Annotated in this window: 20 protein-coding genes and 1 pseudogene; 1 reads left to right on the top strand and 20 read right to left on the bottom strand. The window is 56.8% G+C overall.

What is annotated here, in order from left to right:
* From IKP20_00425 to IKP20_00450, 6 genes are all read right to left on the bottom strand, one after another.
* The coding region (locus IKP20_00425) for a hypothetical protein (GenBank protein MBR4503444.1) at window positions 1-807 on the bottom strand (807 nt) is incomplete at its 3' end.
* A gap of 265 nt (window positions 808-1,072) precedes the next feature.
* A complete protein-coding gene (locus tag IKP20_00430) occupies window positions 1,073-1,204 on the bottom strand; it encodes an HAD hydrolase-like protein (GenBank protein MBR4503445.1) in 132 nt (43 codons plus the stop codon).
* A complete protein-coding gene (locus IKP20_00435; GenBank protein MBR4503446.1) occupies window positions 1,205-1,840 on the bottom strand; it encodes an HAD-IIA family hydrolase in 636 nt (211 codons plus the stop codon).
* Window positions 1,837-2,367, bottom strand: coding sequence for a uracil-DNA glycosylase (locus IKP20_00440; protein MBR4503447.1), 531 nt, complete (start codon window positions 2,365-2,367; stop codon window positions 1,837-1,839). The genes IKP20_00435 and IKP20_00440 overlap by 4 nt, the downstream gene beginning before the upstream one ends.
* A complete protein-coding gene (locus IKP20_00445; GenBank protein MBR4503448.1) occupies window positions 2,364-2,897 on the bottom strand; it encodes an orotate phosphoribosyltransferase in 534 nt (177 codons plus the stop codon). The genes IKP20_00440 and IKP20_00445 overlap by 4 nt, the downstream gene beginning before the upstream one ends.
* Before the next feature lie 5 nt (window positions 2,898-2,902).
* Window positions 2,903-3,475 carry a CDP-2,3-bis-(O-geranylgeranyl)-sn-glycerol synthase gene (locus IKP20_00450; GenBank protein MBR4503449.1) on the bottom strand — a complete coding sequence of 191 codons (573 nt, stop codon included), beginning with the start codon at window positions 3,473-3,475 and terminating at the stop codon, window positions 2,903-2,905.
* 159 nt (window positions 3,476-3,634) lie between these two features.
* On the opposite strand from IKP20_00450, the gene IKP20_00455 reads away from it, so the two are divergent.
* Complete coding sequence (locus tag IKP20_00455; protein MBR4503450.1) at window positions 3,635-4,099, top strand: nucleic acid-binding protein; 465 nt, start codon at window positions 3,635-3,637, stop codon at window positions 4,097-4,099.
* A gap of 2 nt (window positions 4,100-4,101) precedes the next feature.
* Here the strand turns inward: IKP20_00455 and IKP20_00460 are convergent, their stop codons facing one another.
* The 14 genes and pseudogenes from IKP20_00460 to IKP20_00525 all read right to left on the bottom strand — a co-directional run bounded on the left by IKP20_00460 (window position 4,102) and on the right by IKP20_00525 (window position 16,866).
* A complete protein-coding gene (locus IKP20_00460) occupies window positions 4,102-5,196 on the bottom strand; it encodes an NAD(P)/FAD-dependent oxidoreductase (GenBank protein ID MBR4503451.1) in 1,095 nt (364 codons plus the stop codon).
* A 5-nt stretch (window positions 5,197-5,201) separates the two neighbouring features.
* Window positions 5,202-6,167 (bottom strand): polyprenyl synthetase family protein, encoded by a 966-nt coding sequence (locus tag IKP20_00465; protein MBR4503452.1) that lies wholly within the window; start codon window positions 6,165-6,167, stop codon window positions 5,202-5,204.
* Window positions 6,168-6,289: 122 nt separating this feature from the next.
* Complete coding sequence (locus IKP20_00470; protein MBR4503453.1) at window positions 6,290-7,774, bottom strand: NADH-quinone oxidoreductase subunit N; 1,485 nt, start codon at window positions 7,772-7,774, stop codon at window positions 6,290-6,292.
* On the bottom strand, window positions 7,774-9,303 hold the full coding sequence (locus IKP20_00475; protein MBR4503454.1) for an NADH-quinone oxidoreductase subunit M: 1,530 nt from the start codon (window positions 9,301-9,303) through the stop codon (window positions 7,774-7,776). Before IKP20_00475 ends, IKP20_00470 begins: the two co-directional genes overlap by 1 nt.
* A gap of 1 nt (window position 9,304) precedes the next feature.
* Entirely contained in the window at window positions 9,305-11,344 is a 2,040-nt protein-coding gene (locus IKP20_00480) for an NADH-quinone oxidoreductase subunit L (protein MBR4503455.1), read from the bottom strand.
* A 2-nt stretch (window positions 11,345-11,346) separates the two neighbouring features.
* Entirely contained in the window at window positions 11,347-11,655 is a 309-nt protein-coding gene (gene nuoK / locus IKP20_00485; GenBank protein MBR4503456.1) for an NADH-quinone oxidoreductase subunit NuoK, read from the bottom strand.
* Entirely contained in the window at window positions 11,652-11,960 is a 309-nt protein-coding gene (locus IKP20_00490) for a hypothetical protein (GenBank protein MBR4503457.1), read from the bottom strand. Before IKP20_00490 ends, nuoK begins: the two co-directional genes overlap by 4 nt.
* On the bottom strand, window positions 11,953-12,285 hold the full coding sequence (locus tag IKP20_00495) for an NADH-quinone oxidoreductase subunit J (protein MBR4503458.1): 333 nt from the start codon (window positions 12,283-12,285) through the stop codon (window positions 11,953-11,955). Before IKP20_00495 ends, IKP20_00490 begins: the two co-directional genes overlap by 8 nt.
* An 11-nt stretch (window positions 12,286-12,296) precedes the next feature.
* Window positions 12,297-13,042: pseudogene (locus IKP20_00500) on the bottom strand (4Fe-4S dicluster domain-containing protein).
* 41 nt (window positions 13,043-13,083) lie between these two features.
* Window positions 13,084-14,322 (bottom strand): NADH-quinone oxidoreductase subunit H, encoded by a 1,239-nt coding sequence (locus IKP20_00505; protein MBR4503459.1) that lies wholly within the window; start codon window positions 14,320-14,322, stop codon window positions 13,084-13,086.
* Window positions 14,323-14,328: 6 nt separating this feature from the next.
* Window positions 14,329-15,480 (bottom strand): NADH-quinone oxidoreductase subunit D, encoded by a 1,152-nt coding sequence (locus IKP20_00510; protein MBR4503460.1) that lies wholly within the window; start codon window positions 15,478-15,480, stop codon window positions 14,329-14,331.
* Window positions 15,481-15,482: 2 nt separating this feature from the next.
* Window positions 15,483-15,947 (bottom strand): NADH-quinone oxidoreductase subunit C, encoded by a 465-nt coding sequence (locus tag IKP20_00515; protein MBR4503461.1) that lies wholly within the window; start codon window positions 15,945-15,947, stop codon window positions 15,483-15,485.
* Between the two features lie 2 nt (window positions 15,948-15,949).
* Window positions 15,950-16,513: an NADH-quinone oxidoreductase subunit NuoB gene (gene nuoB / locus IKP20_00520; GenBank protein MBR4503462.1), complete on the bottom strand. Its 564-nt coding sequence runs from the start codon at window positions 16,511-16,513 to the stop codon at window positions 15,950-15,952.
* A complete protein-coding gene (locus tag IKP20_00525; GenBank protein MBR4503463.1) occupies window positions 16,504-16,866 on the bottom strand; it encodes an NADH-quinone oxidoreductase subunit A in 363 nt (120 codons plus the stop codon). Before IKP20_00525 ends, nuoB begins: the two co-directional genes overlap by 10 nt.
* Window positions 16,867-16,916 lie beyond the last annotated feature (50 nt).

Raw genomic sequence — 16,916 nt, forward strand, 5'->3', positions numbered from 1 at the left:
CATCATCTTGCAGAGGGTCCACTGCCAGAAGTTCCACATCTGGTAGTCGGAGCCTTCTGCGGGCGCCAAAGCATCCGCGAAGGACCTGAAACCCTCATAATTCGTGTTAGCCTGCGGAACCGCACCGCTCACGGAAACCATCTTCCCGTCGGAGACGGAAGCCTCGTAGACGCCGATGCCCAGGTACGGGAACACGGACTCGGAGCCCCCTGACGTCGCGGTGTGCGCGTACGCGACCATGCCGCCCACAATCGATCCGCCTGCGGAATAGCTCGGGGAGCTGGAAAGGTACAGATCATTGCCGTCAGCCTTCCAGTACACCGCCGGCACTATCAACATCACATTGTAGTCCCCTGTGAATTCGGTTCCCTTGATCGTTCTGGAAAGATTATATGGATCAAGGACGAAGGCCACGGTGCCGGCGGCCGTGTTCAGAAGTTTCTCCCCGTTATCCGCTTCCGGCCCGGCCTCTATATTGATTGCAGCATAAAAGGAGTTGAAGGGGCCCATTCCCGTATCCTTGTCAAAGTTCCAGAACGAGGATATACCCTCCGATCCAGTCAGCATCGCGGTCATCATGCTGAGCGCAGATCCATTCTCAGACACCTGCACTCTGGTAATCCGATTGTTTTCGTTGTCCGTGGTCAAGACGTACATGTAACTTTTTGGCTGAGGGATGTCGCCGCCCTTATCCGAAGGAACCTGGTCAGACGAGACCGAAGACCCTTCCGCGACGGCCACCCCTATGGCAAGAAGCACCAAAGCCGTCAGAATCGTCGCTATTGCCATGCAACTGCTTGCTTTCATCAAACACACCCCCAAATGCTGGATTACCGGAATCCATATTCTGGGAAAATGTACGTGATATGCGCTAATATCTGTATCGGACACAGAATACAGGGCCGAAAACCATACGATCTACGAGCCTATCTCGCATAGAGGCCGTCCGCTGAACCTAAATCAACCCGACATCGGAACCCTTAGCCTGGGCATCCGAACCGGCGGTTTGCGGCGCAGTTATATACTATAGAATCGCCATTCGCCCTTTGCGCGGAAGGAGTGCCGGGCCGCGTCAGATGATTTTCGGTATGTCCGCCACCGAATTCAGGACGTAAGTCGGTTTGATGCCGGAACCATCCAAATCTTCTCTGGATGTCTCCCCGGTGAGAACCAATATCGATGCTATTCCGGCGCAGTCTGCCATCTACATGTCTGTGTAAAGGCGGTCGCCGACCATCACGGTCCCTTCCGGATCTACGCCCATCTCGCGGGCAGCCATGCTCAGCATCAGACCGCTGGGCTTGCCGATGACTGTAGCTTTGACGCAGCACATCTGCTCGAACAGCCTTATGAAAGGGCCGATATCGACATCGTAGGAATCCTCCGTGGGGCAGAGATCGTCGGGATGTGTGGCGATGAGCTCCGCTCCGCACTTGAGGAACCTGTAACCGGCGTTGATCTTATCGTAGGTGATGGTGCGGTCGAATGCGAGGAGGACTATGTCGGGGTTTTCGAAATCAAGGATAAGCCCGGCTTCCTCCAGATCGGCGACAACCCCGGGAGATGCTATAGGATATACCTTCTTCCCCGGGCGCTCCGACAGCAGGAAACGGATGGTGGCGACTGTGGATGTGAGAACATTCTCCATCCCGACGTCGAACCCCATGGACAGAAGCTTGTCCAGATAATGTCTCCTGGGATATGCGGAATTGTTCGTGAGGAACACGAAAGGGATGCCCTTGGAGCGGAGGCAAGAGATGAAGGCGTCCGCCCCGTCTATCTTGTTCCCGCCTTTGTAGACGGTCCCGTCCATGTCTATCATGAACCCGGAGAATCTCATCTCAGCTCTCCCGCGACGATCTCCATCGTCCTCTCCAGCTCCCGGCGCAGCTCCCTGTTGTAGATTGTGGCCGCGGGATGGTATGCGGGCAGGAACCTTATGCGCCTGCCGCGGACTTCGATGCTGGACATGACGTTGACGACGGAACCCATCGGGCCTTCGTATCCCATCAGATCCCTGCAGGCCGATTTTCCAAGGCCGACCACAAGATTGGCGCCCTCCAGCTCGGATTCCAGGAACGGACGGCAGGCAGCCATCTCGTCCGGCATCGGATCCCTGTTGGACGGCGGCCTGCACTTGACCGTGTTGGTTATCAGAACGTCCGCGCGGCTGAATCCGGCCTTCTCCATCATCGAAGAAAGAACTTTCCCGGAGCGCCCCACGAAAGGCCTTCCTTCGCGGTCCTCGCTCTCCCCCGGGGCCTCCCCGACGAACACTATCCCGGAATCCGGGTTCCCGTCTGGGAGCACGATCTTGGTGCGCCCGGCGCATAGGCCGCACAGCGAACAATCCGGGTCGGGCCTCATCTGCTTCCGCCCACAAGCTCGGATGCCCTGACGAGAGGGTGGAAATCGACGCCGATGTCGGCCAGATTCTCTCTCCCGCCCCCCTCGCGGTCGATGACGGAGATCACGTCGGTCACTGAGGCTCCCGCCTCGCGAAGGGTCTGGATCGCTTTTACGCTGGAACCTGCGGTGGTGATCACGTCCTCGACCACCAGAACTTTGTCCCCGGCTTCCAGATCGCCCTCTATCAGCTTGCCGGTGCCGTGGTCCTTCTTCTCCTTCCTGATCATGACGTAAGGTATCCCGGTGGCCAGAGAAAGGGCCGCGGCCAATGGCACGGATCCGAGCACAACGCCGGCGATCCTGTCCGGGCGGATGTTGAGGTCCTGCATCTTGATCGCCATCAGCTGGGAGATCAGATAAAGCACCCTGGGATTGGTGCTGGCTTTCTTGATGTCGATATAATAGCTGCTCTTGGCTCCGGAGGCCAGGGTGAAATCCCCGAACTGGAGCGCGCCGCAGTCCTTCAGCGCTTGGGTGAGTTCGCTCATGAGTGTCACCAAGGTTCTTTTTTGAGGCCCATCCTGTAGCCGATTATGTTCACGATGCGGTGTATCGCAAACATCAGCGCGATTATGAAGATCAGCGCGGCGATGTGCCATCCTTCTATGTATGTGGAATAGACCCAATCGTAATTGAAAAGAGCGGTCAGAAGAAATGCTCCGATGACGAAGTCGTATTGGTCCAATATGGGCGCTTTCTGGCCTCTCTCCATCCCGAGCCTCCTTTTGATGAATGCTCCGCAGAGATCCCCGAGGACAGCCCCGAAGGCCAGGCAGGCAATGACTCTGATGTTGCCCCAGAATTCTCCGTATCCCCAGGTCCCGCTGGGATCCCAGAGGCAGGAGATTCCGATGATGATCAGACCCAACGCTATTCCAGAAAAGGCTCCGCCGAAGAATCCCCTCCATGACTTCCCGTCGCCGAAGATCCTTTTTCCTTTCCATGTCCTGCCGAAATCCATCTTGGTCCCGCCTCCGAACACCACGGCGGCCGAATTGGGGATCATAGCGGGCAGGAACAGCAGAAGGCCGACTATCATGATGGTCAAAAGCTCTGTCGCGTCCATCGGCTTACCGTCCGCACGTATGGCTTGAAGGCTTTAACGTTTTCCGAGGGAAACCTGCTGGACATCGGATACGAGGCCGGAATGCCCTATCAAAGGAAAAACCAGGGTGCTGCCTGGAGCCGGTCAAAAGTTATCTATGCGCCATGCATCCCAAAGAGCATGATAGTCTTGGACAGCTCCGCATTCTTCTCCATGGACGGGCTCCCGGAGGAGGCCCATGTGTGTCCCTCAGGGGTCATAAGAGAGCTGGAGAAATACGGAGACCCTCGCCTCGCCCTCTGGGGGGACATGGTGAACGTCATGGACTGCTCCAAGGAATCCCTCTCCAAGGTCTCGGAGGCGGCGAAGAAAACCGGGGATCTGGGGAGGCTGTCGCCGGTGGACCTGACCGTGCTGGCTCTGGCGCTGGACGTCGGCGGGACGGTATGGTCCGACGATTATTCGATACAGAACGTGGCGGCCGCCATGGGCATAGGATATCGCGCGGTGGGCATGGCCGGGATAAAGAAGAAGGCCAAATGGCACTACAGATGCGTCGGATGCGGGAAATGGTACGGCGAGAAGCTCCCGGACTGCCCGATCTGCGGATCGGAGATGAAGCCTTACAGGCACCGCGGCAGATGACCTCAAGGGAAGAGGCTCTTGCACCTGATCAGGTTGTTCAGACGCCTCTTGCCGAGAAGGGACATGCACAGAGCGGTGCTCCTCTCCGACCTGAACGCGAACATATCGGCCAGCTTCTTGTTGAAAGCGGCGGTCTTGAGGGGTTTGTACATGATCTCCCTCCACTGCGTCTCGTAATCCTGCAGAGGCTGCGACGATCTCACGTTCTCCGCGGCCACGTTGCCCGCTATGCGGCCGGCTATCATCGCCAGAGGTATCCCTCCGCCGTTAACCGAAATCACCTGACCGGCGGAATCTCCGACGAGCATGCCGTTCCCAGACACGGTAGCTGGGATGGGGCCCTCGCTGGGCACGAATTTGCCGCAGACCCTGCTGTGCTCTTGGAACCCGCGTTTGGCGGCGAACCTGTCGAAATAATCGGTGACCTTCTCCTGGGAGAACCTCGGGGAGCATCCGACGCCGACGTTGGCGCGGCCGTCCTTGGGTATTATCCAGCTGTAGGCTCCGGGAGCGATGTCCCCGAAATACATGACCAGATAGGGCTCGAAATCCCCTTTCACCTGGGCGGTGACCGCCGGATAGGGGTTGTGGTTGCAGCTTAAGCCTAGGCTCCTCGCCACGCGGGACCCGGGGCCGTCGGCTCCGATGATCACCTTGTATGCGATGTCGCCGTCGGAAGTCTTCGCCACGCCGTCCTCTATGCCCTCGAAACCGCAGCGCATAGCCAATTCCGCGCCCTCCTTGACCGCGCGGTCGGCGAGATGCTTATCGAATGCGTCCCTGTCTACGGTGTAACCGGGCATGTCCAAGGTCGTGACCTTGTCTTTGGGGTCTACGAGCTTTATCCCCAATGTCTCCCTGCATTTGAGCCTGGAAGGTATGTCGAAAAGCGAATCCTCGTCCTTCAGGGACGGGAACATGTTGACGATCTCCCCGTTGGAAGGCATGTACTCCCCGCATCTAACTGGAATGCCCACCCGGGAGCGCCTCTCTATCATCATGACTTTGGCGCCGCCCATCGCAGCGTATGCCGCGGCGGTGCTCCCAGCGGGGCCGGAGCCCACGACCAAAACATCCACCACAGTCTTCTCCGCCATCGGAATCACCTGTCGCGGCTGACCACATAGGTGGCAAGATCGATCAGAGACCTCTTATAGACGGAATCTTCAAGATGATCGAGGATCGACAGCGCGTTCTCCACCACCTTCTCAGCCTTCCTGAAGCATCTGTGCACGGAATCGGTCATAGAGATGAGGTCCAGAGCTCTGCTGACATGCTCGCGGGATATCTCGGGCTCTTCGAAGAGGGCTTTGATCTCGCCGCCATATTTGGGGTCCTGCATCGCATAGATCAGAGGCAGCGTCGGCTTGCCTTCCAGCAGATCGGTCCCGACGGCTTTGCCCATGTTTTTGGGGTCTCCGGTCACATCCAGGACGTCATCAACGATCTGGAACGCGAGTCCGACCTCGTAGGCGAACTCCCCGAGGGCGCTCACGGCGTCGTCATTCCCGCCGGCAACGAAAGCTCCGGACATGGCGCAGGCCTTGAAAAGCTTCGCAGTCTTCCCGGAGATTATCTCCATGTAATCCTCTTCGGTGACGTTCGACGCGTGCTCGTTGTCCTTCTGGATGAACTCCCCCGCGCCCATAGCGCCGGAAGCTTCCGCGATGTACTCCACGACCTGCGGCGGGACCCCGGAAAGAAGGCGGAATCCGACGGTGAACATGCAGTCGCCCGCGACTATTGCCTTGGTCAGAGAGTATTGTTTGTGCAGAGTCTTGCGCCCGCGCCTGATCTCGCCCTGATCGTTGATGTCGTCGTGGATCAGCGTGGCGCTGTGGATTATCTCGAAGGCGGAACCGATGCTGATCGAGACGTCCGGCTTCTCTCCGCCGCATGCCAGATAAGAAAGGATGCAGAAAGAGGGCCTCAGCCTTTTGCCTCCGGACATCACGACATAGCGGCACATCTCGGTGAGCTCGGCATTCTCGAAGCTGAGGTATTCCTCCATCAGCCTCTCGCAAGAAGCGAGTTCATTGTCTATGCACGAATGCCAAGGCTCTGCCATCGAATCCCACATCAACAGACACTACTTAACCATTGGCACTATTCAGGCCTTCCGCGCGGCCATATGCGCCCAACAAAAAGAAAACCCTCCCGAAGGAGGGCTAAAAGGTTTTGCTTCGGGCCTCAGCGGAGAAGCAGCGTCTGAGCCGCAGTCTCACAGAAGTCGAAGATGAGCTGGGGGTAGACACCGAGGACGATGACCGCGATTATGCAGATCAGGATGCCGACGGTGAATGCGGCAGGTACCTTGACCCTGTCGGAGCTGTCTCCCTTCTCCACGTACATGGCCTTGACGACCCTTGCGTAGTAGTACAGGGAGATGGCGGAGTTCAGGATGGCGATGAATGCCAGCCAGATCCACTGGGACTCGAGTCCTGCTGAAGTTCCCATCGTGGACGAGAACAGGAAGAACTTCGAGGTGAATCCTGCGAGAGGCGGGATTCCTGCCAGCGAGAACAGGAACAGCATCATAGCCGCGGCCATGAGGGGAGCCCTCTTGGAGAGTCCTCTGTAGTCGGAGATCTTCTCGCCGATTCCGGCGCAGATCAGCGCGCCGACGACGAGGAATGCTCCTCCCTTCATGAACACGTGGGTGAACATGTGGAACAGGCCTGCGCTGAGGGCGTACTCGGACATGACTGCCATCACGATCAGGATGTAACCTGCCTGGGCGATGGAAGAGTATGCGAGCATCCTCTTGATGTTGTTCTGGGCGATGGCCACGATGTTTCCTACGGTCATGGTGATGGCCGCGATTATCGCGAAGAAGTACTGGACCTCAGGCCCGGCGATCTCCGCGCACGCGGTTCCGGCCACGAACATGATCAGGAAGATCTGGAAGAAGACGCTCAGACCCATCTTCTTGGATCCCGTTGCCAGGAACAGGGAGACAGGGGTGGCGGCCCCTTCGTACACGTCGGGAGCCCACATGTGGAACGGCACGGCTGCGATCTTGAATCCGTATCCTGCGACCATCGAGATGAGAGCCACAGCGAATGCTAGGCTGATCCCGCCGATCTCGGTGGAGCTGGCGATCGCGGCGATGTTGGTCGTTCCGGTGAGCCCATAGAGCATGGAGATACCGTAAAGGGTCAGAGCAGTGGACATCCCACCGATGATGACGTACTTCACGGCGGCTTCGGCCGCTCTGGAGTCGTTCCTCTTCATGGACACTGCCGCGTATGAGGAGATGCTGGTGAGCTCGACTCCGACGAAGATCATCATCAGATCGGAGGACTCCGCGACGAACATCATACCCATCGTGGCGGCCATCAGCAGGGCGTAGTACGCACCGGTGTTGAACCTGGTGGTCTCGGTGCTGGCGTTGGAGACCAGCACCGCCAGGAACAGTACGATCTGGAACAGCAGGATCATCAGGCCAGAGTACGCGTTGTAACTGACCATTCCGAGGGTCTGCCCGACGTAACCGTCCGTCAGCATGAAGAGGTTCAGGAACAGCGAAATGACGACCATCACGAGGGAGAAGGCCCAGGTTACGGTGCGCTTCTTCCCGAGAAGGTTGATTCCGGGCACCAGAAGCACCGCGATCATCAGGATGATCATAGGCGCGACCGCTGTGAAATCTCCGAATATACCAGTGAAATCCATCAGATCATCCCTCCGAAGGTAGCGAGGTTCTCAGCAAGAGGCTGCGTGAAGGGCTCGATGAACTGAAGAGCTCCATCGGGCCACATACCGAAGATCGCGACCAGAGCGCAGAGCACTCCCATGGCGATGAATTCGGTTCTGTTGACGTCGTGGACATGGCTGAGATCGATCTTGGTGGTCTCAGGCCCGAACAGGGTCCTCTGCATGGCCCACAGGTAGTAACCCGCGGTGAGCATGAGAGACAGCATGCAGAACAGGAGGAGCCAGAGCATGTCGTTCGCGACGATGAACTCGTAGAACGCGAAGATGACGGGGAACTCTCCCCAGAATCCGACCAGACCGGGAAGCCCGAGGGACGCCATGAATGAGAACATCATGAAAGTCGCGAACTTGGGCATCCTGCCGGCGATTCCTCCGAGGAGGGGTATCTCTCTGGTTCCGATCTTGTGTCCGGCCATTCCGCACACCATGAACAGGATTCCGGTGATGAGACCGTGGGCGAACATCTGGAACACCGCGAAGGTGATTCCCGCGTCGCTCAGGCATCCGATGCCGAGCATGACCATTCCCATGTGGCTGATGGACGAGAATGCGACCATCTTCTTGAGGTCCTTCTGCGCGATGCAAGCGTATGCCCCATACACTATGGAGACCAGACCGATCGCTATGATGACCCACTGCCAGTAATTCGCTCCCAGCGGGAACGCCTCGAGGCAGACGCGGATGATACCGTAGGAACCCATCTTCAGCATGACTCCGGCCAGGAGGACGGAACCGCCGGTAGGCGCCTCGGTGTGCGCGTCGGGCAGCCATGTGTGGAACGGAACGGCAGGCATCTTGACCGCGAACCCGAAGAACAGGAGCGCGAACACGAGAGCCTGGAACCCTTCGTTGGTGTAGGGCATCAGCGAGTTGATTGCGTCGAAGGAGAAGTCGATAGCTCCTCCGGCCATCTCCGCGGCCTTGAATCCCATCGCGAATATTCCGATGAGCATGACCAGCGATGCCACGTGGGTGTAGATGAAGAACTTGATCGCTGCGTAGTGCCTGCGGGGTCCTCCGTACCAGGAGATCATGAAGTACATGGGTATGAGGGTAATCTCCCACATGACGTAGAACAGGAAGTAGTCCGACGCCGTGTAGACTCCCATGAGCCCGACTTCCATCGCCAGGAGCAGGGTGTGGAAGTAATTGGGCCTGTCGCCCTCGACTTCCTCCTCCTCCGAGGAGAAGATGACCACGAGCAGCACCAGCAGAGCGGTGAGGAAGACCATCAGTATGCTGAGGCCGTCTATCGCCAGCGAGAAGCTGATCGAGATGAAGTTGGTCGAAATCCATGTGTAACTCTCGGCGAGAGAGCCGAAATCGTTGCTGAGGGTCATCAGGTAGACCGCGAGGATGAGATCCACGGCCGAGAATGCGCCCGCAATGAACTTGGCGTATCTCTGTCTAGATCCGCCCATGATAAGGGTCAGAATGGCCCCGATCAGCGGGATGACGATGAGCAGAGTGAGTATAGGGAAATCCATCTCAGATGCCTCCCATTATCTTTGCGATCACAAGAAGCAGCACGGAAAGCAAGGCGATTCCGAGGAGGACCACGGAAGTGTAGTCGTGGACGTTTCCGGTCTCGATCTTGCTGACGGCTTCTCCGCCTCCGACGACCGCTCCGGATAGACCGTTGACGGTGCCGTCGATGACGTTCCTGTCGACGTAATCCACTCCGCGGGCGATGCCGTATCCGAGCTTCCAGGACAGCTGGTTGTAGAGATCGGGGAATCCCCATCTCTTGGTGAGCACCTTGTACAGGATGGACTCGCCGTTGCTGTTGAAAGCTCCGGGGTTGACGGATTTCTTCGCGTACATGATGTAAGCTATGGCTATTCCGACGAGAGCCAGAACGATGGTGAGGTAGGTGTACGGGTTGGTGAAGAGCTCCTCGAAGTACTCGAAGCCCTCGGTATGCCCTCCTCCGACCTGGAATACGCCGTTGCTGAGCTGAGTGAACGAAAGCATTCCGTCGAGCCCGAACATTATGAAGAATCCGCTGAAGATAGCGAACACGGACAGAATGATCAGAGGCACAGTCATGGTTCCGGGGGATTCGCCGTGGCCGTGCTCCGCGGCATGGAGGGTGTTGGTTCCCTTCTCGCCCGCGAAGGTCATGAACCACATGCGGAACATGTAGAACGCGGTCATGAACGCGGTGACTATGGCGAGGACCCACATGATCATGAACAGAACGTTGTGGTCTCCCGCTTCGAAAGCTGCCTCGATGACGAGATCCTTGGACCAGAATCCGCTGAAGAGCGGGAATCCTGCGATGGACAGCGAACCGAGCAGCATGGTGATGGATGTGATGGGCATCTGTTTGCGGAGCCCTCCCATCAGGCGCATATCCTCGGTACCGACCGCATGGATGACGGATCCCGAGCACATGAAGAGAAGCGCCTTGAAGAAAGCGTGGTTCATCATGTGGAAGCATCCGGCGACGAATCCGGCGGTTCCGGCCGCCATGAGAGCGGCGTTCCCTTGGTCCATTCCGATAGCGAAGAGGTATCCTCCGGCTCCGAGGGACAGGATCATGTATCCGAGCTGGGACAGGGTGGAGTAAGCGAGGACTCTCTTGATGTTCATGTTGTTCAGCGCCATGGTGGCGGTGAAGAACGCGGTGAATCCTCCGATGATTCCGACGAACAGCATGACGTCGGGGTTCTGGATGAACAGCGGGAATCCCCTTGCGACGAGGTATACTCCGGCCTTAACCATGGTTGCGGCGTGAATCAAAGACGAGACGGTGGTAGGACCTGCCATCGCGTCAGGGAGCCAGTCGTGCAGAGGGAACTGGGCGCTCTTACCGATGACTCCTCCGAAACAGAGGAGCATGCCGAGCGTCAGGGTGTCAGAGTTGACGGCCTCGATGTTCTTGGGGTCGAACAGGACGGTGTAGTCGAGGCTTCCGAATGCGGAGAGCAGGACGAACAGACCGCCCATGAGGCACACGTCACCGAAACGGGTGACGATGAACGCTTTCTTGGCCGCAGATGCGGCGTTGGCGGATGCGGCGTCTCCCTCTGGGTGCCTGAAGGACCAGAATCCGATGAGGAGATAGGAGCACAGACCCATGACCTCCCAGAAGATGAACATCTCGAGGAAGTTGCTGGATACGATGAGCCCGAGCATTCCGCTGAGGAACATGGATACTTCTGCGTAATACCTCTTCTTCCTTCCTCCCTGGTCTCCCATGTATCCGAGCGAATAGATGAAGATCAGAGTGGAGATGAACGAGGAGAACAGCATCATCATGCAGGTGAGGCCGTCCACGTAGTATCCGAGGTTGAGCTGGAGCCCGCCGATGCTGAACCATTTCATAGAGTCCACTACGGGGGCGGGGTAGTTCGTGCCTGTGAGGTACTCGAAGGACACTCCCAAGGCGAGGATGAACGAGAGGAGGGCTCCCGCTATAGCGATGTAACCTCCTTTCTCAGGGGTCTTCTGTCCGATTGCTCCGATGAGAACGAAGCAGAACATCGGGATGAAGGGGATGAGCCATGTGTATTCTATTATCATGCTTACCACCTCATCGATGTGAGCTCGGCTTCATCGAGCTCGGTAGTCTTCCTGAGCTTGTATGCGTTGAGCAGGATGGCGATTCCGACCGCGACTTCGGCGGCTGCGACGGAGATGGACATGACCACGAAAGTCTGGCCCATCACATCGGTGTTGTACGCGCCGAAGGCCACGAAGTTCATGTTTGCCGCGTTGAGCATGAGCTCCACGCACATGAGCACGATGATCGCGTTGCTTTTGGTCATGACGCCGTATGCGCCGATGACGAACAGGATGGCGGCGAGTACGAGGAAGAACTCGAAAGGTATCATTCGCCCTCGACCTCCTCTCTCGAAATGCAGACTCCCGCTATCATAGCCCCGAACATGAGGATCGCGAGCGGGATCAGTATGAGGCCGTACTCCTCGAAGACGGAATAGGCAAGGCTGTTCGTCTTGAGCACGTTGTGGTCCTCATCGGCCCAGATGCTGTCCTCGTCGTCCGTGGGGAACGTCGGGATCTCGTGCGGGGCGTCGTTGGAGTTGTGGGCATCCCAGTCGACGGAATAGATTCCGGCCGCAAGGACTGCCAGCAGAAACACTGCGACGACTGTGCCGACCCAGGTCCTCTTACTCATCCGAATCACCCTCATTGTTCATCATAATCTTCCTTCTAGTGAGCATGATGCTGAACGCGAACAGGATGGTGATGGCTCCGACGTAGACGAGAAGCTGGATTACTCCTATGAATTCCGCCTCGAGGAAGAAGTACACCATTCCCACACAGAAGAACACCAGCGCCAGGTAGAAAGCGCTGTGAACGACTTCCTTCTTCGTGACGACAGCTATGGCCGCCATGATCGCGATAGCCGCGAGTATGAGGAACGCGCACAGGTCCAGGTTGTCCAGGCAGTAATACATGAAGTCCCTGAGACCCCACCAGATGTCGCTCAGCAGATCGATGAATGCGACCATCAGAGCACCTCTTTCATTGCAAGCGCACTCTTGGGACAGTCGTCCACGCAGTTGCTGCAGCATATGCACTTGCTTGTGTCGATATTGGGACGCACGATGGGCCTGCCTTTGTCGTTGACGCCTTTCTCGACCATCTCGATGGCTCCGACTGGGCATACTTTGGCGCACTTCTTGCATCCTATGCATTTGCTATCGGTCAGCTCAGGCCTGTCTATATCGGCGAACTTATGCCTCCTCTCGGGGTTTCCGCTCTCGATATCGGAGGGCAGGGTGAGCTCCAGCTTGATCTCCATGTTGGGGGTCGTCCCCTCATAGTTGAGCCTTCTGGGACCGTAAATCAGATCGTATCTCGAGAACTCGGCGAGCTCATACTCGGGCGTTATGGTCATGGCATCGACCGGGCAGTATTCCGCGCAGTATCCGCAGAAAGCGCACCTTCCGATGTTGACCTGGGGCCTCATGACGGGCTTTCCGTCGTCGTCGGGGACTTCGATCAGTTTGATGGCGGTGTGGGGCACATGCGCGCGCACATTCCGCATGCGACGCACTGGTTGAATCTCAGCCCAGGGCGTCCGCGGTAGTTCTCAGGGAGCCATTCTTTCTCGTAAGGATACAGAACGGTGACCGGCTTATGGGCGGCGGTCTTGCTGAACACCCTGAGACTGGTCCAAAGCGGCCTGGTGATCCACAGCCTCTTCGCCAGATTCTTAGTCTTGAAGGGCACAGCCTGCTGGCCGTTCTCCATCTTGACGTATTTGTTGAGGAATTTCAGCTTGGACTCATCCATCACATAACACCTCCGAGCTTGAGAAGCAGGACGATGGCGAAGTTGATGACCGCGAGGGGCATGAAGACCTTCCATCCGATGTTAAGGATCTGATCGGGCCTGGTACGGGCCAGGGAGTTCCTCACGACGATCATGAAGAAGAACACGAGATAGGCCTTCAGGAGGAACACGATCTCAGGCATGGGGAGCCACGCGAGGATGTATCCGATTCCGGTGGAGCCCTCGATGGTGAACTGGGAGAAGTCCCCGATCCAAGGCAGGGTCCATCCGCCGAGGAACAGAATGACGACCATACCGCAGGAGACGGTACCTCTGAGGTAGTCTCCGAGCATGATAAGACCCCATTTCATACCGGCGTACTCGGTCTGCCATCCTTCCACAAGTTCGGCCTCCGCTTCCGCGATGTCGAACGGTGCACGCTCCGCTTCCGCGATGGCGCAGAAGAAGAACACGATAGCGCCGAGGATCTCCGGTATGAGATACCATACCGACGAGTTCTGAGCGTAGACGATATCTCCGATGTTGAAGCTTCCGGCGAGGAGCACGGAGCTTGCGATGATGATCAGCATCGGAACTTCGTACGAAATCATGAGTTCGGCGGCTCTCATACCACCGATCAGCGAGTATTTGTTGTTCTGAGACCACCCAGACACAAGGATGAAGAACGGGGCCAAGGCGAAGAACGCCATGATAATGAGCAGCCCCGAATCGTAGTTGACGACGTACCATCTGTAGGAGAGAGGCACCATGCAAGCGACGAGCGCGGACAGTCCCATGATGAGCGAGACAGTCCACATGTAGGTCATCTTGTCCACTTTCTTGGGGGTGGTGTTCTCCTTCATGAAGGTCTTCAGACCATCGGCGACGCACTGAAGGAATCCCTTCAGACCCACCATGGTTCCCCTTCTATCCATCATCCTTCCCCAAATCTTACGCTCTTCCCACAGCACTATCAGAACGCTGACGAATGCTACCATGAAGATGAGAAGCATGAAGAGAAGGAGTGCGAACAGAACGGTGGTGGGCTCATCGATGAGCCAAGTGGAGATCGGGTTTCCGGGCCAGATGAAATTGATCAGCCAAGCGAGCGTGCCGCCTATGATCTCCCACAGTTTGTAACCCAGATCGTATGCCAGGTTATAGGAATCGAACGGGCAGTAGGGATTCAGCATTGGGTTGGGATAGATCCAATCAGGATTTCCGCAGATGAATTCCGACAGCCCCGTATATTCAACCATTTTGAATCACCTGTCTGTCTCTCCGAGGCACATGTCGATCTGAGCGAGGACCGCGGGAATGTCTGCGACCCTCACGCCGGTTGCCTGAAGCTTTGCGGACGATACGTTGACAAAGATCGGGCTGCGGACTTTGAGCCTGTACGGATGGTCGGTCCCATCGGAGACCAGATACATCATGGACTCTCCGCGGGGATCTTCGAGCTTGCAGAATGCCGTTCCGGCCGGAACCCTGGTGGGGGTCTTTATCCTGTACGGGGCGCTCTTTCCGAGGGCCTCGATCTTCCTGACGGCCTGCCTTATGATCTCGCAGGACTGGAACATCTCCTCGATGCGCACCAGATACCTGGAATAGCTGTCCCCCTCTTTGAGAACGGGGACTTCGAAGTCGACTTTGTCGTAGTTGTCGTAGGGATCGTCGCGGCGGGCGTCGAAATCGACTCCGCATCCCCTCATCGCGGGTCCGGTCAGACCGATGTTGGCCGCCTGCTCGCGGGTGATGTAGCCGATCCCTTTCATCCTGGATACCATCGACGAGGAATCGTCTATGAGGTAGATGATGTCCCAGATGGCTTTCTCGAATCTTTCGACGGTCTTTATGATATCCCTGTCGAAAAGCTCGGTGGTGTCGTTCCTGACGCCGCCGATACGGGGATAGTTCGTGGTCATCCTCGCCCCGCAGAGCTTGATGTTGAGGTCCAGGAAGAATTCCCTCTCCCTCATGCACCAGAGGAACACGGTGAGGTTACCGAGGTCGGTTCCGACCGCGGCGAGCCACATCAGATGGGAGTTGATGCGGTTGCATTCGTCCGCGACTATCCTGATGTACTTGGCTTTCTCAGGTATGTCGACCCCGAGGGCTTTCTCGACGGTCATGCAGTAAAGGTGGGAGTAGGTCATGGATGCCGCGTAGCAGAGACGGTCGGCCATGGGGACGATCTTGGGATACGTCCTGTTCTCGGTCTCTTTCTCCCAGCCGCGGTGGAGGTATCCGATGATGGGCTCGGCGTCGACGACGATCTCTCCGTCGATCTGAACCTTCAGAGTCCAAAGACCGTGGGAGAACGGGTGCTGAGGACCCATGATGACCCACATCTTGTCGGTTTCCATCCTTTTTATGTTGTCTTCGGCCTCCAATACAGGCACAATAGAATCTGCCATGCTCACTCGGACCCCCTGAGTTTGTAGGACTTCCTGAAGGGGAAGAACTCGTATGTCTTGGGCGTTAAGAGCCTCTCAAGCTTGGGGTGGTTGTCGAACACAATGCCGAAAAGCTCCCAAGTCTCCCTCTCATGCCAATTCGCGCCTTCCCATATGGGGGTGACCGAATCGATGTGGAGGTCGTCGGCGGGTATGTCGGCGGTCAGCTCGATGCATGTCCCGGTGAAATAATTGGTCAGGATGTACACGACGGACATGTGGTCGACATAATCTATGCCCATAACTACCGAGCACTGCTCGAAAGTCAGAATGTCGTGGGCATATTTGCAGACCTCGAAGATGTGCTCCCTCGGAACCTTCGCGTGGACCCTTCTTACGGCGGTCTTGGTGACCTCCACGTAGGGGAAATTCCTGGCGAAAGCATCGGAGATCTCTTCGACGGAGGGTTTCTGGATGACTTCGTCCATTCTCAGTCCTCCATGAAGGCGCCTCTTCTGAAGTAACTCTCGATCTTCTTCTGAAGCAGCATGAAGCCGTCGATCATCGCGTCGGGACGGATTGGGCATCCGGGGATGTAGACATCCACGGGAACGATCTGGTCGAGACCCTGGACTGTGTTGTAGGAATCGTACCAAGGACCGCCGGATATGGCGCATTCGCCCATAGCCACGACCCATTTGGGGTTGGGGATCTGCTCGTAAAGACGCCTGAGATCGGGCCTTATTTTTTTGGAGATCCATCCGTTGACGAGAAGGATATCGGTCTGCCTGGGTGAGGAACGGTAAATCATACCGAGACGCTCCGCATCGTACCTGGGCGCGGAAGCCGCGGCCATCTCCAGCGCGCAGCATGCGAGACCCCAGTGCAGAGGGTGCATGGAGTTCTTCATCGCCCATGACCAAATGGGACCCGTCAGCTCGTCGATGGTCCTTTTCGTCCCTGAGCTGAGGAGGTTATTGATCATGGCGTCCGACCATGACATAAACTCGTCAGCACTCATTGCTACAGCATGAGGGTAAAGGCTCATATCCATACTGTTTCCTCCTTTTTCAGAGCGTAAGCCACTCCTAAAATGAGTATGGCGAAGAACACGAGCATCATGATCTGGGACGTCATGGAGAGGCCTCCAAAGGCGATTGCCCATATCATGAGGAATGTCGCAACCAGATCGAAAACCACGAATATCAGCGCGAATGCATAATATTGGAACCTGAACTGGACGTGCGCTTCACCAATTGGCTCAGACCCGCACTCATAGGTGGATTCCATCCATTGAGTGGGATGAGTTGGGCGTATGAACCTTGATGCCCACCATGCCAAGGGGGCGAAACCGAGAGCGATGACGCTCACAATCGCCAATGGCATGTAGTACACAATTAGTGACATTGTCTCTTGGCGATGAATTGTTAGTACATAAAGGTTCCACAGAACTAAAT

This window comes from Candidatus Methanomethylophilaceae archaeon (assembly GCA_017524805.1).
GTDB lineage: Archaea > Thermoplasmatota > Thermoplasmata > Methanomassiliicoccales > Methanomethylophilaceae > Methanoprimaticola.